This window comes from Nonomuraea wenchangensis (assembly GCF_900111685.1).
GTDB lineage: Bacteria > Actinomycetota > Actinomycetes > Streptosporangiales > Streptosporangiaceae > Nonomuraea > Nonomuraea wenchangensis.
The window spans coordinates 1-20,957 of sequence record NZ_FOHX01000007.1; the positions used below are offsets into that span (position 1 = coordinate 1).

At 73.1% G+C, this 20,957-nt stretch carries 20 protein-coding genes and 1 pseudogene; 12 read left to right on the plus strand and 9 right to left on the minus strand.

What is annotated here, in order from left to right:
* Window positions 1-277 (minus strand): transposase (locus BMW85_RS21585; protein WP_143082359.1); only part of this gene is annotated, 277 nt, incomplete at its 3' end.
* 26 nt (window positions 278-303) lie between these two features.
* Between BMW85_RS21585 and BMW85_RS52000 the strand changes: the two are divergent.
* The 5 genes and pseudogenes from BMW85_RS52000 to scpA form a co-directional block, all read left to right on the plus strand.
* Window positions 304-729, plus strand: a pseudogene (locus tag BMW85_RS52000) (hypothetical protein); the annotation flags it as partial.
* A gap of 59 nt (window positions 730-788) precedes the next feature.
* On the plus strand, window positions 789-1,325 hold the full coding sequence (locus BMW85_RS52005) for an S-methyl-5-thioribose-1-phosphate isomerase (RefSeq protein WP_281249596.1): 537 nt from the start codon (window positions 789-791) through the stop codon (window positions 1,323-1,325).
* Between the two features lie 79 nt (window positions 1,326-1,404).
* A complete protein-coding gene (locus BMW85_RS21595; protein WP_091084166.1) occupies window positions 1,405-2,181 on the plus strand; it encodes a peptidoglycan recognition protein family protein in 777 nt (258 codons plus the stop codon).
* 60 nt (window positions 2,182-2,241) lie between these two features.
* Window positions 2,242-3,978: a methylmalonyl-CoA mutase subunit beta gene (locus tag BMW85_RS21600; RefSeq protein ID WP_091084169.1), complete on the plus strand. Its 1,737-nt coding sequence runs from the start codon at window positions 2,242-2,244 to the stop codon at window positions 3,976-3,978.
* The gene (gene scpA, locus BMW85_RS21605) at window positions 3,975-6,128 is read left to right on the plus strand and encodes a methylmalonyl-CoA mutase (protein WP_091084171.1); all 2,154 of its coding nucleotides are present in this window, start codon (window positions 3,975-3,977) and stop codon (window positions 6,126-6,128) included. Before BMW85_RS21600 ends, scpA begins: the two co-directional genes overlap by 4 nt.
* On the opposite strand, the gene BMW85_RS21610 is transcribed toward scpA, so the two are convergent.
* Complete coding sequence (locus BMW85_RS21610; protein WP_091084174.1) at window positions 6,106-7,758, minus strand: serine/threonine-protein kinase; 1,653 nt, start codon at window positions 7,756-7,758, stop codon at window positions 6,106-6,108. The genes scpA and BMW85_RS21610 overlap by 23 nt on opposite strands.
* Before the next feature lie 76 nt (window positions 7,759-7,834).
* Here BMW85_RS21610 and meaB point away from each other — a divergent pair, with 76 nt between their 5' ends.
* The 3 genes from meaB (at window position 7,835) to BMW85_RS21625 (ending at window position 10,709) form a co-directional block, all read left to right on the plus strand.
* Window positions 7,835-8,830, plus strand: a complete 996-nt coding sequence (meaB, locus tag BMW85_RS21615; protein WP_245774985.1) for a methylmalonyl Co-A mutase-associated GTPase MeaB — start codon at window positions 7,835-7,837, stop codon at window positions 8,828-8,830.
* A gap of 176 nt (window positions 8,831-9,006) precedes the next feature.
* The gene (locus BMW85_RS21620; RefSeq protein ID WP_091084175.1) at window positions 9,007-9,627 is read left to right on the plus strand and encodes a TetR/AcrR family transcriptional regulator; all 621 of its coding nucleotides are present in this window, start codon (window positions 9,007-9,009) and stop codon (window positions 9,625-9,627) included.
* The gene (locus tag BMW85_RS21625; RefSeq protein ID WP_245774986.1) at window positions 9,624-10,709 is read left to right on the plus strand and encodes an acyltransferase family protein; all 1,086 of its coding nucleotides are present in this window, start codon (window positions 9,624-9,626) and stop codon (window positions 10,707-10,709) included. The genes BMW85_RS21620 and BMW85_RS21625 overlap by 4 nt, the downstream gene beginning before the upstream one ends.
* Before the next feature lie 18 nt (window positions 10,710-10,727).
* Here BMW85_RS21625 and BMW85_RS21630 read toward each other — a convergent pair whose 3' ends face one another.
* Together BMW85_RS21630 and BMW85_RS49650 are read right to left on the minus strand one after the other, a co-directional pair.
* Window positions 10,728-12,482 carry an AMP-dependent synthetase/ligase gene (locus BMW85_RS21630; RefSeq protein WP_091084181.1) on the minus strand — a complete coding sequence of 585 codons (1,755 nt, stop codon included), beginning with the start codon at window positions 12,480-12,482 and terminating at the stop codon, window positions 10,728-10,730.
* A gap of 51 nt (window positions 12,483-12,533) precedes the next feature.
* Window positions 12,534-12,698, minus strand: coding sequence for a hypothetical protein (locus BMW85_RS49650; RefSeq protein ID WP_177240811.1), 165 nt, complete (start codon window positions 12,696-12,698; stop codon window positions 12,534-12,536).
* 139 nt (window positions 12,699-12,837) lie between these two features.
* Here BMW85_RS49650 and pcp point away from each other — a divergent pair, with 139 nt between their 5' ends.
* The 3 genes from pcp (at window position 12,838) to BMW85_RS21645 (ending at window position 16,397) form a co-directional block, all read left to right on the plus strand.
* Window positions 12,838-13,479 (plus strand): pyroglutamyl-peptidase I, encoded by a 642-nt coding sequence (pcp, locus tag BMW85_RS21635; protein ID WP_091084183.1) that lies wholly within the window; start codon window positions 12,838-12,840, stop codon window positions 13,477-13,479.
* 273 nt (window positions 13,480-13,752) lie between these two features.
* On the plus strand, window positions 13,753-15,363 hold the full coding sequence (locus tag BMW85_RS21640; RefSeq protein WP_091084185.1) for an ABC-F family ATP-binding cassette domain-containing protein: 1,611 nt from the start codon (window positions 13,753-13,755) through the stop codon (window positions 15,361-15,363).
* 53 nt (window positions 15,364-15,416) lie between these two features.
* Window positions 15,417-16,397 (plus strand): hypothetical protein, encoded by a 981-nt coding sequence (locus BMW85_RS21645; protein WP_143082360.1) that lies wholly within the window; start codon window positions 15,417-15,419, stop codon window positions 16,395-16,397.
* A 47-nt stretch (window positions 16,398-16,444) separates the two neighbouring features.
* On the opposite strand, the gene BMW85_RS21650 is transcribed toward BMW85_RS21645, so the two are convergent.
* Window positions 16,445-16,699, minus strand: coding sequence for a TFIIB-type zinc ribbon-containing protein (locus BMW85_RS21650; protein ID WP_091084190.1), 255 nt, complete (start codon window positions 16,697-16,699; stop codon window positions 16,445-16,447).
* 57 nt (window positions 16,700-16,756) lie between these two features.
* A complete protein-coding gene (locus tag BMW85_RS21655; RefSeq protein WP_091084192.1) occupies window positions 16,757-17,620 on the minus strand; it encodes an aminoglycoside phosphotransferase/kinase family protein in 864 nt (287 codons plus the stop codon).
* 45 nt (window positions 17,621-17,665) lie between these two features.
* Between BMW85_RS21655 and BMW85_RS21660 the strand changes: the two genes are divergently transcribed.
* Entirely contained in the window at window positions 17,666-18,553 is an 888-nt protein-coding gene (locus BMW85_RS21660) for a TIGR03619 family F420-dependent LLM class oxidoreductase (protein WP_091084195.1), read from the plus strand.
* Here BMW85_RS21660 and BMW85_RS21665 read toward each other — a convergent pair.
* From BMW85_RS21665 to murQ, 3 genes are read right to left on the minus strand one after another with little or no spacing between them, the layout of a single operon-like run.
* A complete protein-coding gene (locus BMW85_RS21665; protein WP_091084197.1) occupies window positions 18,550-18,930 on the minus strand; it encodes a VOC family protein in 381 nt (126 codons plus the stop codon). The two genes, BMW85_RS21660 and BMW85_RS21665, sit on opposite strands and share 4 nt — an antisense overlap.
* Before the next feature lie 33 nt (window positions 18,931-18,963).
* A complete protein-coding gene (locus BMW85_RS21670) occupies window positions 18,964-20,010 on the minus strand; it encodes a serine hydrolase domain-containing protein (RefSeq protein ID WP_245774987.1) in 1,047 nt (348 codons plus the stop codon).
* A gap of 22 nt (window positions 20,011-20,032) precedes the next feature.
* Window positions 20,033-20,932 carry an N-acetylmuramic acid 6-phosphate etherase gene (murQ, locus tag BMW85_RS21675; RefSeq protein ID WP_091084200.1) on the minus strand — a complete coding sequence of 300 codons (900 nt, stop codon included), beginning with the start codon at window positions 20,930-20,932 and terminating at the stop codon, window positions 20,033-20,035.
* Window positions 20,933-20,957: the final 25 nt, after the last annotated feature.

The following is a 20,957-nucleotide window of genomic DNA, read 5'->3' on the forward strand; positions in this document are numbered from 1 at the left end:
AGGCGGCCTTCCACCGCAGATCACAACGCAGCGCCAGCGCCGCCTCCGGGTCGGAGTGGTGCAGCAAGGCCTGCAACACCAGCACACACGCCAGTTCCTGCGGCGGGATGCTCGGCCGGCCATCGGTCGCGGCGTACAGGTCGGCGAACATCTCCTCGGGAAACAGCTCATCGCGATGCTCGGCCAAGAACGCGTACACGCTGCCTGCCGGGATCAGCTCCCGGCAGGTGCTCCACACATCCGGCCCTACCGGCCGTGCGGGACGATGCCCCATCATGCTGCCCAGCCTGAACCTCGGCCTACATGATCGGAAGTCTGACCAGCAACATCATCAGAAGGCTCCTAGGGCCGGACCTTGGGGCCGCCCGACCCGTTAACGTTTCTGCCGTGAGGACCATCGACTGGGTGGACGGCGCGATCGAGCTGATCGACCAGACGCTGCTGCCCGACAAGTGCGTGACGCTGCGCGTCCACACCGTGGACGAGCTCGTCGACGCGATCCGCCGGCTCGCCGTGCGCGGCGCGCCCGCCCTCGGCGTGGCCGGCGCGCTCGGCGTCGTGCTCGCCGACGGCGACCAGGAGCTGATCGCCCGGCTGCGCGCCGCCCGCCCCACCGCCGTCAACCTCGCCTGGGGCGTCGACCGCGCCGCCGCCCGCCTCGGCGAGGGCAGGGAGGCCGTGCTCGCCGCCGCGCTGCGGCTGCGCGACGACGACATCGCCGCCTGCCGGGCCATGGGGGAGCGCGGCGCCGACCTGCTGGAGGGCGACCGGCTGCGGATCATGACCGTGTGCAACACGGGCGCGCTCGCCGCCGTCGAGCACGCACCGCGCTCGGCGTCGTCCGTACGCTGCACGAGCGCGGCCGGCTGGCCGAGGTCCTCGCGCTGGAGACCCGGCCGCTGCTCCAGGGGGCCAGGCTCACCACCTGGGAGCTGGCCAGGATGGGCGCGCCGCACCGCCTCGTCGCCGACTCGGCGGGGCCCTACCTGCTGGCCAGGGGCGGGGTGGACGCGGTGCTGATCGGCGCCGACCGCATCGCCGCCAACGGCGACACCGCCAACAAGATCGGCTCGTACGCCCTCGCGCTCGGCGCCGAACGCGCCGGAGTCCCGTTCGTCGTCGTCGCCCCCGAGTCCACCATCGACCCCGGCACCCCGACCGGCGGGCACATCGAGATCGAGGACCGCGGCGCCGGCGAGATCGTCTCGATCAGGGGCGTACGGGTCGCCCCGGAGGGCACCGACGCGATCAACCCGGCCTTCGACGTCACTCCCCGCGACCTCATCACCGCCATCGTGACGGAGAGCCGGGTGATCCGGCCCTAGGCAAATCAGCCAACTCCGGGACCTGTCCGCGTATCCCTTGTTACGCTCAGTATTCCCCGCACTAGTCTCGGAGTTCGTCTTGGCCATCGACCTGGTGTCACGGCGCGACTGGAACGCCCGCGCCCCCCGCGGCGACTACTCACAGCTCGACTCCACCAAAGGCGTGAAGGTGCACTACACCGGCGGCAGAGTCGAGCCCGGCATCGTCGGCGACCACGGCGCGTGCGCGGCTCTGGTGCGCTCCATCCAGGCCTTCCACATGGAGGGCAACGGCTGGGTCGACATCGGCTACTCCTTCGTGGCCTGCCCCCACCGCAAGGTGTTCGAGGGGCGCGGCCTGCACCACCTGCCCGCCGCCAACGGCCCCGGGCTCAACTCCGGCCACTACGCGGTGCTCGGCCTGGTCGGCAACACCGGGCTCGTGCAGCCCACCGACCAGATCCTGCACGCCATCCTCGACGCCGTCGAGCACGTACGCGCCCGCGGCGGCGCCGGCAAGGAGATCAAGGGGCACCGCGACGGCTACTCCACCGACTGCCCCGGCGAGCCCTTGTACTCCTGGGTGCGGCGGGGCGCGCCCCGGCCGTCGGGCGGAGGGGAGCCGCCTCCGTCCGGGCCGGTCGCGCCGCCGTTCCCCGGGCGGCTGCTGTCCTACCCGCCGGTCATGCGGGGCGAGGACGTACGCACCTGGCAGAGCCGCATCCGGCAGCGTGGCTTCGACCTCGACGCCGACGGCGCGTACGGTCCCGACTCGCGCGCCGCCTGCATCGCCTTCCAGCGGCGGCAGGGCATCGCCGACGACGGCGTGGTGGGCCCGCTCACCTGGCGGCTCACCTGGGAGGCCCCGCAAAGCTGATCAGGGTGTCGGGGGCCCCTGGGGTGCTGGTTCCGACCGGTTCCGCCTACTATCCGAGACATGGAACTCGCAGCGGGGTTCACGCCCAAGACCCGGGACGACTGGCGGGAGCTGGCGGCGGCCGTCCTGCGCAGGTCCGGGATCGAGGCGGGCTCGCCCGAGGAGGCGCTGTCCACCTCCACCTACGACGGGCTGACGATCGCGCCCCTCTACGACCTGGACGACCTGCCCGGTGACCCCGGGCTGCCCGGCGCGCCGCCGTACGTGCGGGGCACCCGCACCGTCCCCGGCTGGGACGTCCGGCAGCGGCACGCCGCGCCCGACCCCGAGGCGGTGCTGGCCGACCTGGAGCACGGCGTCACCTCGTTGTGGCTGGTCGTCGGCGACGGCGCGATCCCGCCGGAGTCGCTGGCCGTCGTGCTCAAGGACGTGCTGCTCGACCTGGCCCCCGTTGTGCTGGAGGCGGGCGGGCGCACCCGCGAGGCCGCGGACGCGCTGCTCGCGCTGGCCGCCGAGCGCGGCGTCGCGGTCTCGGGCAACCTGGGGGGCTCCGGCGCGGCCGGGGCGGAGCTGGCGGTGCGCTGCGCCGCCGACTTCCCGGGGCTGCGGGCCGTCACCGTGGACGCCACCCGCTGGCACGACGCGGGCGGTGGCGACGCCGACGAGCTGGGCTGCTCGATCGCGCGGGGCGTGGCCGAGCTGCGCGAGCTCACCGGGGCCGGGCTCTCGGTCGAGCAGGCGCTGGGGCAGATCGAGTTCCGGTACGCCGCCACCGACGACCAGTTCGCCACCATCGCCAAGCTGCGCGCCGCCCGGCGGTTGTGGGCCAGGGTCGCCGAGGTGTGCGGCGCGCCCGAGCACGGCGGCCAGCGGCAGCACGCGGTCACCAGCTCGGCCATGATGACCGTCCGCGACCCGTACGTGAACCTGCTGCGCACCACCGTCGCCTGCTTCGCCGCCGGGGTCGGCGGGGCCGAGGCCGTCACCGTGCAGCCGTTCGACGCCGCGCTCGGCCTGCCGGACTCCTTCTCCCGCCGCATCGCCCGCAACACCCAGGCCCTGCTGCTGGAGGAGGCGGGCCTGGCCCGCGTGCTCGACCCCGCGGGCGGCTCCTGGTACGTCGAGCGCCGCACCGCCGACCTCGCCGAGCGGGCGTGGGCGTGGTTCCAGGAGATCGAGGCCGCCGGCGGCGCCGACGCGGCCGAGGAGCTGACCGCCGCCCGGGTGGCCGCCACCCGCGAGCGGCGCGCCGCCGACCTCGCCCACCGCCGCTTCCCGATCACCGGCGTCAGCGAATACCCCGACCTCGCGGAACCGCCCGTACGGCGCGGCGGGAACGGCATCGCCACACCGCGCTACGCCGAGGAGTTCGAGGCGCTGCGCGACCTCGCCGAGTCGCGGCCGGAGCGGCCCAAGGTGTTCCTCGCCACGATCGGGCCCGTCGCCGCCCACACGGCGCGGGCCGCGTTCGCCGCCAACCTGTTCCAGGCCGGTGGCTTCGCGACCGAGACCGCCGGGCCGGGCACCGACCCCGAACAGATCGCCACCGCCTTCGCCGTCAGCGGCGCCCGCGTCGCCTGCCTGTGCTCCAGCGACCGGCTGTACGCCGAGCACGCCGCCCCCGTGGCCGCCGCGCTCCGACGGGCGGGGGCGAGGCGGGTGTGGCTCGCGGGCCAGGGCGGGCACGAGGACGTGGACGGCGTGGACGGCACCGTGCACGCCGGCTGCGACGCCCTCCATGTGCTGCGCACCACCTATGACGACGTGCTCGGCGACGACCTGGGGGTGACCCGATGATCCCGGACTTCTCCTGCGTACCGCTCAACGGCCTGGCCAAGGAGCCGGGACGGCGGCCCGAGCCGGACGGCGAGATCTGGGAGACGCCGGAGGGCATCGCCGTCAAACCCCTCTACACCGAGGGCGACCTCGACGGGCTCGACTTCCTGCGCACATATCCCGGGGCGGCGCCGTACGTGCGCGGGCCGTACCCGACCATGTACGTCAACCAGCCGTGGACCGTCCGCCAGTACGCGGGTTTCTCCACCGCCGAGGACTCCAACGCCTTCTACCGGCGCAACCTCGCGGCCGGTCAGAAGGGCCTGTCGGTCGCGTTCGACCTGGCCACGCACCGCGGCTACGACTCCGACCACCCGCGCGTGGCGGGCGACGTCGGCATGGCCGGGGTCGCCATCGACTCCATCTACGACATGCGTCAGCTCTTCGACGGGATCCCGCTCGACCGTATGTCGGTGTCGATGACCATGAACGGTGCCGTCCTGCCCATCCTGGCCCTCTACATCGTGGCCGCGGAGGAGCAGGGGGTGAAGCCGGAGCAGCTCACGGGGACCATCCAGAACGACATCCTCAAGGAGTTCATGGTCCGCAACACCTACATCTATCCGCCGGCCCCCTCGATGCGCATCATCTCCGACATCTTCGCCTACACCAGCGAGAAGATGCCGAAGTTCAACTCCATCAGCATCTCCGGCTACCACATCCAGGAGGCCGGGGCCACCTGCGACCTGGAGCTGGCCTACACCCTGGCCGACGGCATGGAGTACCTGCGGGCCGGGGTCGCGGCCGGGCTCGACATCGACGCGTTCGCGCCGCGGCTGTCGTTCTTCTGGTGCATCGGCATGAACTTCTTCATGGAGGTCGCCAAGCTCCGCGCCGCGCGGCTGTTGTGGAGCCGCATCGTCAGGGACATGGGCGCCGAGAACCCCAAGTCGCTGGCGCTGCGTACGCACAGCCAGACCTCCGGCTGGTCGCTCACCGCGCAGGACGTGTTCAACAACGTGGCCCGCACCTGCGTCGAGGCGATGGCGGCCACGCAGGGCCACACCCAGTCGCTGCACACCAACGCCCTGGACGAGGCCCTCGCGCTGCCCAGCGACTTCTCCGCGCGCATCGCCCGCAACACCCAGCTCCTGCTCCAGCAGGAGTCCGGCACCACCCGCGTCATCGATCCGTGGGGCGGCTCCTACTACGTCGAACGGCTCACCCACGACCTCGCCGAGCGGGCCTGGCAGCACATCGAGGAGGTCGAGGCGGCCGGCGGCATGGCCAAGGCCATCGAGGCCGGGCTGCCGAAGCTGCGGATCGAGGAGGCCGCCGCCCGCGCGCAGGCCCGCATCGACTCCGGGCGGCAGCCGGTGATCGGCGTCAACAAGTACCGGACCGGCGACGACCAGGTCATCGACGTGCTCAAGGTCGACAACAGCGCGGTCCGCGGCCGGCAACTGGAGAAGCTGGCCCGGCTGCGGGCCGAGCGGGACGCCGACGCGGTACGGCGCGCTCTGGACGCGCTCACCGCGGCCGCCGCCGATCCGCGGCCGGGGCTGGAGCACAACCTGCTCAAACTGTCGGTGGACGCCGCCCGCGCCAAGGCGACGGTGGGGGAGATCTCCGAGGCGCTGGAGCGGGTGTTCGGGCGGCACGCCGAGCGGGTCCGTACCATTTCAGGGGTGTACCGCGACGAGTCCGGCCCCGCCGAGAACATCGAGCGCGCGCGCCGCGCCTGCGCCGAATTCGAGCGGGCCGAGGGGCGTCGTCCGCGCATCCTGGTCGCCAAGATGGGCCAGGACGGGCACGACCGCGGCCAGAAGGTGATCGCGACGGCCTTCGCCGACCTCGGCTTCGACGTGGACGTCGGCCCGCTGTTCCAGACGCCGGAGGAGGTCGCGCGTCAGGCCGTGGAGGCCGACGTGCACGTGGTCGGCGTGTCCTCGCTGGCCGCCGGGCACCTGACGCTGGTGCCCGCACTGCGCGAGGCGCTGGCCGGACTCGACGCCGGCGACATCATGATCGTGGTCGGCGGCGTCATCCCGCCCGGCGACCACGACGAGCTGCGTGCCGCGGGCGCGTCCGCGATCTTCCCGCCGGGCACGGTGATCGCCGACGCCGCGCTCGGCCTGCTGGAGCAGCTCAGCCGGCGGCGCACAGCGTGAGCGTGACCGACCGCTGGACGACGACCGGGGACGTGATGCGTAGCGTGACGCGGCGCGTGGCGCCCTCGGGCGGCGGGTCCGCCGTCAGGGCCCGCGGTGAGGTCAGGTAGCGCTGGCCGTTCCCGGGGATGAGCGTGGAGGCGGTCGCGCCCGCGGGCGCGCCGTCGACCAGCCATGCGTAGCGGATGGTCAGCGGGCCGCCGGTGCGGGCCGCCAGAGCCCGTACGGTGACCTCGCCGGGAGCCCAGCAGCCGGCGTCGCCGTCGTTCCTGGTGCCGTACGGGCGCAGGCGGGTGACCTGGAGGCGGGCGGGGCCCGGGTCGGTGGCGCGGCTGCTCTCCGGCGGGGCGGCGGCGGGCGCGGAGGGCGGAGGCTCGGCGGGGGTGAGCCAGACGATCGCGGCGGCCAGGACCGGCACGAGGATGCCCGAGACGGTCGTGATGAGCGCCATCTTGACACGCCTTCCCCTGCTCCTGGGAGCAGCCGGGGCGTCGCCGGTGACGAGGACGTCCACGAACGCCGACCGCTGCCCGTCCTCGACCCGCGGCTGCCCGGCGCGGTGGAACGCCATCCAGTCGGCGGGGGGAGCGGTCGCCCGCGCCTGACCGGGATGCGCGGAGGCCGCGAAGGGCCGCACCAGGAGCGTCCCGGTATCCGTCGCCCGGAGCGGGCTCTCCGCCATCGGCGAGGGATCACCCGGCGCCGCGAGCGGGCCGGGTGGATCTCGATGCGGGAGGTGGGGATCCAGGGGCAAGGTGTGTGGGTCCGGGGGTGGGGTGTGTGGTGCTCGGAGGGGGATGCTCGGGGGGCGGAAGTCCTGGGTGGCGGCTGGGGTGGCGAAGTCGTCGTCAGGGGCGGGGGTGGCGCCGGTGAGGCGCAGGAGCACTTCACGCATGGTCGGCCGGGCCGCCGGATCCTTGGCCAGGCAGGCGGTCACCACCTCGCGCAAGGGAACGGGCAGCCCGTCCAGCCGCGGCTCGCCGCGCAGCACCCGCTCGGCGACCTCGGCCGGGGAGCCGTCCCCGAAGGGCGGCACTCCGGTGGCCGCGAACCCGACCACCGCGCCCCAGGCGAACACGTCGGCCGGCGCGCCGCCCGGCAGCCCGGCCACCTGCTCGGGCGCCAGATACGCGGGCGCACCCCCGCCGCCCGCCACCGGCCCGTACGACCCCGCGATCCCGTAGTCGGCCACCCGCGCACCGCCGGGCACCAGCAGCACGTTGGCCGGCTTGAGCGCCAGATGCGCGACGCCAGCCTGGTGCAGGGCGTTCAGCCCGGTCGCGACGGTGGCGGCGAGCCGGGGCAGCTCCGCCGCCGGGGCGGGCGCGGCCTGCTCCAAGGTGGGCCCGTCCACGTACTCGCGCACCACGTACGGCCGCTCGCCGGTCGCCACGTCGAGCACCCGCGCCAGGCACGACGGCGGCGCCATCCACCGCGCCACGGCCAGCGCCCTGACCAGCCGCTCCCGGTCGGCCGGCCCCTCGGGCAGCAGCTTGACGACGACCGGCCTGCCGTCGTGCGCCCGGCCGAGGTAGCCGCCGCCGTGGCCCCCCGCGCCGAGCCGCCCGACGAGCCGATAGGGTCCGGCGGCAGCCGGGTCGCCCGCACGCAGCGGTTCGACATCAGGCATGAGGGGAGTGACTCCTGTGACGGCTGAGACGGGAACCCCAGCACCATACTGGCAAAGTCAACGTTTGTCAGAAGACATGATGATCAAAAGGAAGAAAGAGGTGCGGGGCGTGCACTCGCTGGAGGATTACGCCGACGGCGTCCGGGCGGGCTCACGTACGTGGATCGCCCGCGCGATCACGCTGGTCGAGTCCACCAGGCCCGACCACATGGCCCTGGCCCAGCGGCTGCTCGTCGAGCTCACCCCGCTCACCGGCCGCGCCCGCCGGATCGGCGTGTCCGGCGTGCCGGGCGTGGGCAAGTCCACGTTCATCGACGCGTTCGGCACGATGCTGACCGGCGAGGGGCACAAGGTCGCCGTCCTGGCCGTGGACCCGTCCTCAACCCGCACCGGCGGCAGCATCCTCGGCGACAAGACGCGCATGTCCCGGCTGGCCGTCGATCCCGCGGCCTTCATCCGGCCCTCGCCCACGTCGGGGACGCTGGGCGGGGTGGCCAAGGCCACCCGGGAGGCGATGGTCGTGGTGGAGGCGGCCGGGTTCGACGTGGTGCTGGTGGAGACCGTCGGCGTCGGCCAGTCGGAGACCGCCGTGGCCGACATGGTGGACACGTTCCTGCTGCTCACGCTGGCCCGTACCGGTGACCAGCTCCAGGGCATCAAGAAGGGCGTGCTGGAGCTGGCCGACGTGATCGCGGTCAACAAGGCCGACGGCGAGTACCAGCTCCCGGCCAAGAAGGCGGCCAGGGAGCTGGCCGGCGCGCTGCGCATGCTGCGCTCCGACAGCACCCCGCCGCCCGTGCTGACCTGCAGCGGACTGACCGGCGACGGCCTGGAGAAGCTGTGGCGGCACGTCGTGGCGCACCAGGAGTCGATCGACCTGCCCACCAAGCGCCGGGCCCAGCAGGTCGGCTGGACGTGGACGATGGTCCGCGAGCGGCTGCTGGCCGAGCTGCGCGACGACCCCGAGGTGGCCGCCATCAAGGACGAGGTGGAGCGGCAGATCCTGGACGGCACGCTGACCCCGGCGCTCGCCGCCGACCGGCTCCTCTCGGTCTTCAAGCGCCCCTGCTGAGGCGAAGGCGGCCCTGCTGAGGCGAAGGCGGCCCTGCTGAGGCGAAGGCGGCCCTGCTGAGGCGAAGGCGGCCCTGCCACCTCCTGAGACCCTGCCACCTCCTGAGACAAGGACGCCGCCGTCCCGCGTGAGCTCACCGGCGCGCGCTTCCTGGCCGCGCGTGCTAGATTTTGGCCATGCGATCAGAAAATGAGCCAACTGGTCAGAAGACGCGGTCGTTCATCGAGGACGCCCGGAGGGCTCAGATCGTGGCCGCGGCCATCGACGTGATCGCCGACGTCGGGTTCGCCCAGGCGTCCCTGGCGCGCATCGCCAGGCACGCCGGCATCAGCAAGGGGCTGATCTCCTACCACTTCGCCGGCAAGGAGGAGCTGATGACCGAGGTCGTCGTGGTCACCTACGGCGCCATCGCCGAGCACGTCCTGGCCGCGATGAAGGGCGTCGAGTCGCCGAGGGAGCTGCTGCGCACGCACGTGCTGTCCGTCGCCGCCTACATGCGGGGCCAGCGCAAGGGGCTCAAGGCGCTGGGCGAGATCTTCGGCAACCTGCGCGACGCCGACGGCAGGGCCCGCTTCGGCATCAGGACCAACGAGGAGATCTACCGGAGCCTGGAGGACATCTACCGCGCCGGCCAGGCCGCCGGGGAGTTCCGCGACTTCGACGTCCGGGTGATGGCCGTCACCCACTCCGCCGCCGTGGACGCGATGTTCGGCTACTGGGTCGTGCACCCCGAGCACGACCTGGACGAGCACGCCCGCCAGCTCGCCGACCTTCTCGAAAGGGCATGTGTGACATGAAGACCGAGGCCACCGGCACCACGGCCACCACCACCAGGATCCTCGCCCTCGACAACTTACGCGTCGTGCTCACCGTGCTGGTGGTCGTGCACCACGCCGCCATCACCTACTCCCACATCCCGCTCTGGTACTACAGCGAGCCCGCCCAGGACCCCTCGGGCTTCCTGCTGGACGTCCTGCTGGTCATGAACCAGGCGTTCTTCATGGGGTTCTTCTTCCTCATCTCCGGCTTCTTCACCCCGGGCTCCTACGACCGCAAGGGCGCGGGCCGGTTCGTCGTCGACCGGCTGCTCCGGCTCGGCATCCCGCTGCTCGCCTACGTCGCGCTGCTGCGACCGCTGGTCGGGCTCGGGGGCTACCTGACAGAGGACAGGCAGGTCCCCTACTGGCAGCACTACCTCGACACCTGGGACGCGGGCCCGATGTGGTTCGCCGAGGTGCTGATCGTCTTCGCGCTCGCCTACGCCGGCTGGCGGGCGCTGCGCGCGCCGCTCCCCGCCCGCCCGGCCCCGCTGCGCACGCGGTGGATCGTGCTGTTCACGCTGGGGCTGGCGGCGGCCACGATCCTGTGGCGGATCCCGGTGCCCACCGGCACCTACGTGCTGGGGCTGCCGACGCCGGACTTCATGCCGCAGTACGCGGCCATGTTCGTGCTGGGCTGCGTCGCCCACCGGCGCGGCTGGTTCGAGACGCTGCCGGTGCGGGCGTCGCGGCTGGGCTTCGGCGCGGCCGGGGCCGCCACGGTGGCGCTCATGCCGGTGGCGCTCGGCACGGGGCCGCTGGCCTCGGCCGCGATGAGCGTGTGGCAGTCGGTCTTCGCGGTCGGCATGATCATCGGGCTGACCGTGTGGTTCCGCGAGCGGTGGAACCGGCAGGGGCCCCGCGGCCGGTTCCTGTCCCGGCACGCCTACGCCGTCTACGTCGTCCACCCGCTCGTGCTGGTCGGACTCGGCTGGGCGCTGCGCTGGCTGTCCGCGCCCGCCGCGGTCAAGTTCCTGATCATGCTGGTGCCGGCGCTGCCCCTGTGCTGGGGGCTGGCCTTCCTGGTCCGGCGGCTGCCGGGGGCCGATCGTGTGTTGTGACCGGCCCCCGGTACGTGCTCAGCCGTCGTAGAAGCCGTCCAGGGTCTTGCCGTGGCGCTCCTCGACGATCTTGCGGCGGATCTTGAGGCTCGCGGTCAGCTCGCCGGTCTCCACGGTGAAGTCCTCGGCGAGGATCGCGAACTTCTTGACCGTCGCGTAGCTGGCCTGGTCGGCGTTGACCTGGTCGACCGCCTTCTGGATCTCCTCGCGCATGCGCGGGTGCTCGCGCAGCGCCTCGGCGTCGGCCGGCAGCGACTCGGCCGCCGCCCACGGCGCGACCACGTCCATGTCGAGCGTGACCAGGGCGGTGACGTAGTTGCGCCGGTCGCCGTGGACGAACACGTGCGACACGTACGGGCAGGCCGCCTTGATCGAGCCCTCCAGATGGGTCGGCGCGACGTACTTGCCGCCGGAGGTCTTGATCAGCTCCTTCTTCCTGTCGGTGATGCGCAGCCGGCCGGCCTCGTCCAGCTCGCCGATGTCGCCCGTGCGCAGCCAGCCGTCCTCCAGCGCCGCCGCCGTCTCCTCGGGCAGCCCGTGGTAGCCGCGCATGACCCCGCGCCCGCCGATGAGGATCTCGCCGTCGTCGGCGATGCGCACCTCGGTGCCGGGCAGCGGCGGGCCCACCGTGCCGAAGCGCGGCGCGTCGGGCCGGTTGAGGAAGCTGCCCGCCGACGACTCGGTCAGCCCGTATCCTTCGAGGATCGTCAGGCCGGCGGCGTCGAAGAACTCGGCGATGTCGGTGTTGAGCGGGGCGGCGCCGGAGATGAAGTAGCGGACCCGGCCGCCGAACCGCTCCCTCAGCTTGGCGAAGACGAGCCGGTCGGCCAGCGCGTACTCGGCGCGGGTGGTGAGCGGCAGGCTGGCGCCGCGCTGGCGGGCCCGGCTGACCCGGATGCCGGTCCTGCGCGCCCATTCGAAGATGCGCAGCTTCGCGCCGCCCTCGCGCCGCATGGACGCGACCACGGTGTTGTGGATCTTCTCGAAGATGCGCGGCGCGGCGGCCATGATGGTCGGCCGCACCACCCCGAGGTTGTCGGCGATCTTGTCGAGCCGGCCGTCGATCGCGGTCGGCACGCCGATGCCGATCATCACGACCTCCAGCAGCTTGCCGAACGAGTGCGACAGCGGCAGCCAGAGGAAGTGCAGGTCGGCGGGGGAGATGAGGCCGAGCTGCCGGACCGCGTCGGCGGCGTACAGCCAGTTGTCGTGGGTGAGCTCCACGCCCTTGGGCCGGCCGGTGGTGCCGGAGGTGTAGATGAGGGTGGCCAGGTCGTCCTCGGTGATGGCGTCCACCATGGCGTCGTAGTCGCCCTCGCCGGTCACCGAGTCGAGCGGCACCACCCACTCGTCGTCGCCGGCGGAGCCGTCGACGACGATCACCCGCGTGACGCCGGGCAGCTCCTCCCGGACCGAGCGCAGCTTGGCCACCTGCTCGTCGTTCTCGGCCACGACGATGGTGCTGCCGGAGTCGGTGATGACGAAGGCCGCCTCGGCGGCCGTGTTGGACGGGTAGATCGTCGTCGTGGCGGCGCCGGTCGCCAGCACGGCGAGGTCGGTGAGGATCCACTCAAGCCGGGTCGAGCACAGGATGGACACCCGTCTGCCGGGGCCGGCTCCCAGTGCCGCCAGGCCGAGGGCCAGCCCGCGCACGCGCTCGCCCACCTCGCGCCACGACAACGACTCCCAGCCGTCGTCGGTGGGCACGCGGTACGCCTCGGCGTCGGGGGTGGCCGCGATCCGGTCGCGTAACAGGGCGGGGATGCTCGACATGCCTGGCCTCCAGAGGTGCGGTTGTGCAGACTCTAGGCCGGGAGGCCGCGATCAGTCGACGGTCCGGCGCCGCGGCTGGACCGCGGCGACCGTGCCCGGGGTGCGGACCTCCCACGCGCCGCAGGCGCAGCGGAGATAGCACACCAGGCCGTCGGAGGTGCGGTGGGAGGAGACGACGGTCAGGGCGAGGGGGTCGTGCCGGTGTCCGGGGTGCATGATTCCAACCTGAGGTAAGGACCTTGTTCAGTTCAACACTTACAGCCTGCTTCGCCGGCGCCGGCCGCACGTGGGCCATCATGGTGTTCGCTCTCCTGGCCTCCCCGCCCCTTCCCCCGCACCCGAGAGGAAATCCCCGATGCGCGTGCTGCTCACCGGATTCGAGCCGTTCGGCGGCTCCGCCGTCAATCCGTCGTGGCAGGCGGTGCGGCTGGCCGAGGCCGCGCCGCCGGACGGGGTGTCGCTGAGCACGGCGCTGCTGCCGGTGGTCTTCCACGACGCCCTCGTACGGCTGCGCGCCGCCGTCGAGGAGTCCGGCGCGGAGGTCGTCATCTGTGTGGGGCAGGCGGGCGGGAGGGCCGGCATGACGATCGAGCGCGTCGCCGTCAATCTCGACGACGCCAGGATCCCGGACAATAAGGGCGTCCAGCCCGTGGACGAGCCCATCGTCGCGGACGGCCCTGCGGCGTACTTCTCCACCCTCCCGGTGAAGGCGTGCGTGGCCGCCGTCCGCGACGCCGGGCTGCCGGCGTCCGTCTCGCACACGGCGGGCACCTACCTCTGCAACCACGTCTTCTACGGGCTGATGCACCACCTGGAGTCCGGCAGGCCGGGACGGCGCGGCGGCTTCGTGCACGTGCCCTACCTGCCCGAGCAGGTCCCGGACGGCGACAAGCCGTCGATGCCGGCCCGGTCCATCGCCGAGGCGCTGACGGCGATCGTGTCCGCGGCGGTCACCACCACCGAGGACCTGAAGGAGACCGGCGGCTCGCTCCACTGATCCACGGTTGCCTCCGCTCCAGGTGATCCCCTAACCTGGAACGGTCTTATCGCCGACCCACGGGGGCAGTTGACGTGAGGATCTGAGGTCGCGGGCACCGCGCCGTTCCGCCCTGTCACGGGCCTGACGCGCGCTCACCTGGACCTCTCGGCGATCTCTTCGCCCCTCCGTCGCGGGCTCGGCCCCGGCTTCCATGTGTCGCGCGTCTGCGGTGTTCCCCGCCTGTCACGAAGTTCGTCGCAAGATTTCGACTTTTGTGCTGGGAGCCGCTCCATGCCTTTTTCCATCGTCGTCGACCGTGTCAGCTTCGCCTGGCCGGACGGCACCCGGGTGCTCGACGGGCTCGACGCCGCCTTCCCCGCGGGCCGTACCGGCCTGATCGGGGTCAACGGGTCGGGCAAGTCCACCCTTTTGAAGATCATCGCCCGCGAGCTGGCCCCGCGGTCCGGCTCGGTCACCGTCTCGGGGGAGGTGGGATACCTGCCGCAGAACGTGCCGCTCATCGCCGCCCGTACCGTCTCCGACCTGCTGGAGATCAGCGGGAAGCGGGCCGCGCTGCACGCCGTCGAGAGCGGCGACGTCGCCGAGGAGCACTTCACCACGATCGGTGACGACTGGGACGTCGAGGAGCGCGCTCGGGCCGAGCTCGACCGGCTCGGCCTGGCCCATCTCGGGCTGGACCGCACGGTCGGCACGCTGTCCGGCGGCGAGACCGTCATGGTCGCGCTCGCCGCCCAGCTGCTCAAGCGGCCCGACGTGCTGCTGCTCGACGAGCCCACCAACAACCTCGACCTGGACGCCCGCGAGCGGCTGTACGCCGCCGTGACCGCCTGGCCCGGGGTCCTCGTCGTGGTCAGCCACGACCGGGCGCTGCTGGAGCTCGTCGACCAGGTCGCCGAGCTGCGCGACGGCGGCGTGCGCTTCTACGGCGGCAACCTCACGGACTACGAGGAGCAGGCCGCCGCCGAGCAGGAGGCCGCGCTGCGGACCGTACGCGTCGCCGAGGGCGAGGTGCGGCGGCAGCAGCGCGAGCTCGTCGAGGCGCGGATCAGGATCGACAGGAACATCCGGGCCGGCAAGAAGGCCGCCGCGAACAACAGGGCGCCGAAGATCGTCGCCAACGGGCTCAAGCGCAAGGCGCAGGCCACCGCGGGCAAGCAGCGGACCCTGCACGAGGAGAAGCTGGAGGAGGCGCGCGAGCGGCTGGGCGAGGCCGAGCAGGCGGTGCGGGACGACGCGGAGATCAGGATCGAGCTGCCGGGCACCGAGGTCCCGTCCGGCCGCACGGTCCTGAGCCTCGCGCTCGCCCGCCCCCTCCCGGAGTCCCGGCAGGAGACGGACGAAGACGAGGAGTTCGTGCCGCTGGAGACGCTGGTCGTCCGCGGCCCCGAACGGATCGCGCTGCTCGGGCGGAACGGCTCGGGCAAGACGACCCTGCTCAAGCGCATCGCCGCCGGCGAGGGCGCGGCCGTGCCGGTCCGCTACCTGCCGCAGCGGCTCGACCTGCTCGACGACGCGCTCAGCATCATCGACAACGTCCGGGCCGTCGCGCCCTCGGCGTCGGTCAACGAGGTACGCTCCCGGCTCGCGCGTTTCCTGTTCCGCGGCGAGCGGGCCGCGCAGGCCGTCGGCACGCTGTCGGGCGGCGAGCGTTTCCGCGCCACGCTGGCCGCGCTGCTGTCGGCCGAGCCGCCGCCGCAGCTCCTCCTGCTGGACGAGCCGACCAACAATCTCGATCTGGCGAGTGTCCGCCGGCTCGCCGAGGCTCTGGGCGCCTACCGGGGCGCGCTGATCGTGGCGAGCCACGACCTGCCGTTCCTGGAGACGATCGGCATCACCCGGCGGCTGGTCCAGGACCGGGAGAGAGGGCTGACGGAGGTGTGACCGGAGAGGGCTCCGATTGACGGGCAGGGAGCAACCGGGCGATAGTGTGGCAGGTGGCTTCACCCCGTTTGATCTCGTGTGTTCTCGCACTCGCGACCCTCACACTCGGCGCCTGCTCCTCCGCCGCGCCGACCCCCGAAGGCGGCTCGTCCACGGTCTCCGGCGTCGCCGGCGGCACCGGCGGGACCGGTGGCGACAACGGCTCGGCCTCGGCCGCGCCGAGCGCGAGCGCGCTCACTCCCGAGGCTTACAAGGCCGAGCTCGACGGCAGGCACAAGCCGATGGCCGACGCGATCAGCTCGCTCGCGGGGGCACGCGGGGTCAAGGCGCTCGACCAGCGGGTCACCAAGGCCGAGGAGACGCTGGCCGGCGCGGCCGAGTCGCTGGCCGCGCTGGTCCCCCCGGCCGAGGTCCGCCCGCAGCACGACGCGTACGTCACCAGGCTGCAGGACTTCGTCACCGCGCTCGGCACCACGAGCGGCAAGGTCGGCGCGCGCGCCCTGTGCACCCCCTCGGCCGTGCTCGCCGACCTCGGCGCCAAGCTCAAGGCGCTGGACGAGGCGGGGGAGGCGCTGCAGAAGGCCGGCGGCTACCCGGCCGACGTGGTGGAGGTGAAGGCGGCACGCAAGCAGACCCGGCGGCTCGGCAACGGCTCGTTCGTCCGCAGGGGATCGTTCGGCGGGCGCAGCTCGCTGGAGATCGACAACGGCGCCACCAGGGACGCGGTGGTGACCGTGATGCGCGGCAAGAGCAAGGCGTTCAGTGTGTACGTACGCCGCAAGGCCAAGTTCAAGGTGAAGGGCGTGCGGGACGGCTCGTACAAGATCTACTTCACGCACGGCGTGGACTGGGACGGCCGGAACAAGGCGTTCACCCGGCAGTGCAGCTTCGAGAGGTTCCAGAAGTCGGTGACGTTCAGGACGACGGTCACGGCCACGCAGATCCGCTGGCACGACTGGCGCGTCACGCTGCACGCCATCACGGGCGGCAACGCCCGCACCGCCCCGGTCGACCCGGAGTCCTTCCCCGGCTGACCGGCCGGGGGGCCGCGCCTCCGCAGGAGGACGCGGCCCGCACCCGATCAGGTGGAGAACAGCATGCCCACCCAGCTGCGCTGGCGGTGGTGGCCGTGGTGGTAGCCGCCGTGCGGCGCGCCCCAGGCCGGCCCGGGGGCCGGCGGCGGCGGGGGAGCCGCGTGGTACTGCGACTCCATCCTGGTCAGGGTCTCCAGCTCGCCGTAGTCGAGGAAGATCCCGCGGCAGTTGTCGCACTGCTCGATGTGGACGCCGTTGCGCTCATAGGTCCGCATGTTCCCGCGGCACTTGGGGCACTGCATCGAAGTCGCTCTCCTTGGCTTTCAGGTCTCGGATGAAACCTACCGCGCGCAACCCGCCTACGCTCTGACGATTCGGCTGCACGCCTCGATCAACGAATGTTCGACATCGTCGAGTTCCCGGGCCTCGCGCCCGGCGTTGACCACGGCCACGGCGGCGAGCTGCACGGTCAGCGCCCGCGCCGGGACGTCGAGCCGCGCCCACGGGTCGCCGCCGCCCAGCGCGGGACCGCCCGCCGCCAGGTAGGCGCCCAGGAACCGCTGCCACACGGCCGGGTCCAGGAGGCCGGCGGCATACCAGGCGGCCGGCCGGGCCAGGTCCCACGCCTGGTCGCCGACGCCCAGGTCGTCGACGTCGATGAGCAGCCAGCGGTCGCGCCGGACGAGCTGCCCGAGATGCCAGTCGCCGTGCGTGAGCAGCCCGGTGACGGGCCCAAGGGTGGGCGCGGGCGCGGGCAGCTCCTTGAACGCCCGCCGCACCAGCGCCTCCACCGGCCCGTCGCCGCTCATCCTGCCGACGGCGCGGGCGGCCCGCGCCGGCCCTCCCGCGGCGGGCAGCGCGGGCATCAGCGTGAGCGGCACGGCGTGCAGCGCGGCCAGCAGCCTGGCCCCCTCCTCCCAGGGCGCGTGGTCGAGGTCGTCCTGACGGACGGGCTGCCCGGCGGGCCACACGGTGACCGCGCGCCCGGCGACCGTCAGCACCTCGGGGTCGAGCGGGGCCAGCATGACCGCGCTCACGGCGGGGGAGGCGGCGGCCCGTAACCGTACGCGCAGCTCCTCCGCGTCGTCGCGGGCCGAGTGGGCCTTGACCACCACCTCGCCCCTGCGCAGCACGACCACGTCCGTACGCGTCGGATGTAACACGGGCGCGCCCGTGCCGCCGTAGCCGGCGGCGATTTCGGCCAGCTCCTCCTTGAGACCCACGGGGTAAAGACTATTGGCGGCAAAGCGGTCGGTCAGACTGGGAGCATGAGAACAGGTTTCGCCGTACCGCAGTCAGGCGCCTGGGCCACACCGGACAACCTGCGCCGGGTCGCCGTCCGCGCCGAGGAGCTCGGCTACCACGACCTCTGGACGTTCCAGCGCCTGCTCTACCCCGTGGGGCACGAGATGGGGCCGACCTACCGGAGCGTGCAGGATCCCGTGGTGACGCTGGCGCACCTGTCGGGGGTGACCGGGCGGATCGGGCTCGCGGTGGCCGTGCTCAACGCGTACGCGCAACCCGTGGTGCTGGCCAAGCAGCTCGCCACGCTGCAGACGCTCTCCGGCGGGCGGCTCACCGCGGGGATCGGGCTCGGGTGGCTGCCGGAGGAGTTCACGGCGGCCGGCGTGGCGTTCGAGGGGCGCGGGCGGCGGGGCGAGGAGTTCGTCGAGGTGCTGCGCAAGGTGTGGAACGACGACCCGGTCGAGCACGAGGGCGCCTTCTACCGGGTGCCTGCGTCGCACGTCGACCCCAAGCCGGCGCCGGGGCCGCCGCCGATCCTGCTCGGCGGCACCGCCGAGGTGGCGCTGCGCCGGGCCGCCCGGCTGGCCGACGGGTGGGTGAGCTCCAGCAGGGAGGACCTGTCGGCCATCGCCGAGCGGATCGAGCTGATCAAGGCGGAGCTGGCCGCGTCGGGGCGGGACGCGGCCGGGTTCCGGTTCGTCTGCCGCGGCGTCACGCGGGTCAGGCCCAAGCCCGGCGAGCGGCCGCTCACCGGCCCGTACGACAAGATCCGCGCCGACGTGGACGCGCTCGCCGCGGCCGGCGTGACCGACGTCTTCCACGACCTCAACTTCGATCCGGAGTTCGTCGGCCTCGACGCCGGGGAGGCCGCGCGCCGCGCGGAGGAGGCGCTGGAGGCGCTGGCTCCCTAGCCCCCGCCGTACGGGACGGTGATGATCTCCAGATTGTGGCCGTCGGGATCGGACCAGTAGAGGCCGCGCCCGCCGTCGTTGGTGTTGATCTCGCCGGGCCGCCGGTGGTGCGGATCGGCCCAGTACGTCAGCCCCCGCTCCTTGATGCGCTCCCAGATCCGGTCGAACTCCTCCTCGCTCACCAGGAACGCGTAGTGCTGGGCGGTCACCGGCCCGTCGGTCTGGGCCACGTCCAGCGAGACGCCGTTGCCTAGCGAGACGACCCGGAAGGGGCCGTAGACGGGCGCGGGCTCCAGCCCGAGGACCTCGGTGAGGAAGGCGGCGGTCGCGTCACGGTCGCGGGCCGCGACGATGGTGTGGTTCAGCTGCACTGCCATATTTCCACGCTATGCGCCGAAGCGCCGGGTTGCTCAGGTGGCCAGGCGCAGGGCCTCGGCGGCGACGGCGTGGCGCAGCTCGCGGATGCCGTCGCGGCCCCGTACGGGGTGGACGGCGTTGGTGAGCAGCACCACGGTGAGGCGGCGGGCCGGGTCCACGACGAGGGACGTGCCGGTGAAGCCCGAGTGGCCGTAGGCGCCGCTCAGCGGCCCGACGATGGCCGGGTCGTCGAGGCGCACGCCGAGCCCGTGGCGGAAGGGCGCGCCCGTCGCGCCCTGGTCGCGGGTCAGCTCGGCCACGCTCTCCGGCCGCAGCATCGGGCCGCCGCCGCGGCGCAGCGTCTCGCCGAAGGCCAGCAGGTCGGCGGCGGTGGCGAACACCCCCGCGTGGCCCGTGACGCCGCCGAGGGCCCAGGAGGTCTCGTCGTGCACCTCGCCGCGTACGCAGCCGGCCCCGGGACGCCCTGCCTTGCACTCGGTGGCGGCGACGCGGGCGGGGTCGCGGGGCCCGTAGCCGGTGTCGGCCAGGCCGAGCACCTCGGTGACGCGCTCGCGGACGAGCACGTCGAGCGGCGCGCCCCCGGCCAGCTCGGCGAGCCCGCCCGCCATGATCATGCCGATGTCGCTGTAGAGGTAGGGGCCGCCGACCGGGTGGGCCGGCGGCGTGCGCCAGATCGCCGCCATGCGCTCGGCGGCGGAGGCGTCCGGCAGTTCCCGGTCGACGCGGCGGCCGGGCGGCAGGCCCGCGGTGTGCGTGAGCAGCCGGCGCGGGGTGATCCGGGGGTCGAGGCCGGGGACCAGCGCGGCGGCCGGCTCGTCCAGCGCCAGCCGGCCCTCCTCGGCGAGGGAGAGCAGCACGACCGTGGTGAACAGCTTGCTGACCGAGGCCAGGTCGAAGATCGAGTCGTGCCGTACCGGCGGGCGCTCGGCGGCCAGTGCGCCGTCCGCGCCGGTGTAGCGGACCAGCTCGCCCGTGGCGGCCGTGGCGGCGACGTCGCCGTCCACGGCGATCATCGCCACCGCCGCGGGGCAGACCTGCGGCACCGCCCCCGCGAGGATCGCCGCAAGCCCCTCCGGCATGTCCGCCCCCTTCACCCGTCGATCAGCCGCTCAGCGCGTCGCTCAGCCGCTCGCCGTGCGTGGCGAGCAGGGCGCGGGCCGCGTCGGCGTCGATGCCGTGCTGGATCATGAGCACCGCGACCTTGGTCCGTCCGCCCGCCGCGTCGAGTGCCGCCCCGGCCGTCTCCCGGTCGGCGCCGGTGATGTCGCGGACCATGCGCAGCGCCCGGTCCGCCAGCTTGGAGTTCATCGCCGACATCTCGACCATCTTGTTGCCGTACGTCCGGCCGAGCTTCACCATGCTGATCGTCGAGATCATGTTGAGCACGAGCTTCTGAGCCGTGCCCGCCTTGAGTCGGGTCGAGCCGGTCACCACCTCAGGTCCCACGACCACCTCGATGCCGTGCTGGGCGGCGGCCGACAGCGGCGCGCCCTCGTTGCACGACAGCCCCACCGTCAGCGCGCCGCGGCCGGCCGCCTCCGCCAGCGCGCCCAGCACGAAAGGGGCCCGCCCGCTCGCGGACACGCCGACCACCGAGTCCAGCGCGCCCACGTCGAGGTCCTTCATGGCGGCTGCGCCCGCCTCGGTGTCGTCCTCCGCCCCCTCGACGGACCGGGTCAGCGCGTCGGGCCCGCCCGCGATGACGCCCTGGACCAGCGACGGGTCGGTGCCGAACGTGGGCGGGCACTCGCTGGCGTCCAGCACGGCCAGGCGTCCCGACGTGCCGGCGCCGACGTAGATGAGCCGGCCGCCCTGCGACATGCGGGCGGAGATCGCGTCGATGGCTCCCGAGATCGCCGGGATGGCCACCGCGACGGCCACGGGCACGGCGGCGTCGGCCTGGTTCATCAGTCGGGCGATCTGCTCCGTCGGCAGCCGGTCGATCTGGCTGTAGCGGGGGTCGCTCTGCTCGGTGGACAGCTCGGGTAGCGGATCAATCATGACGCTAATTTCCACCCTTATCTTC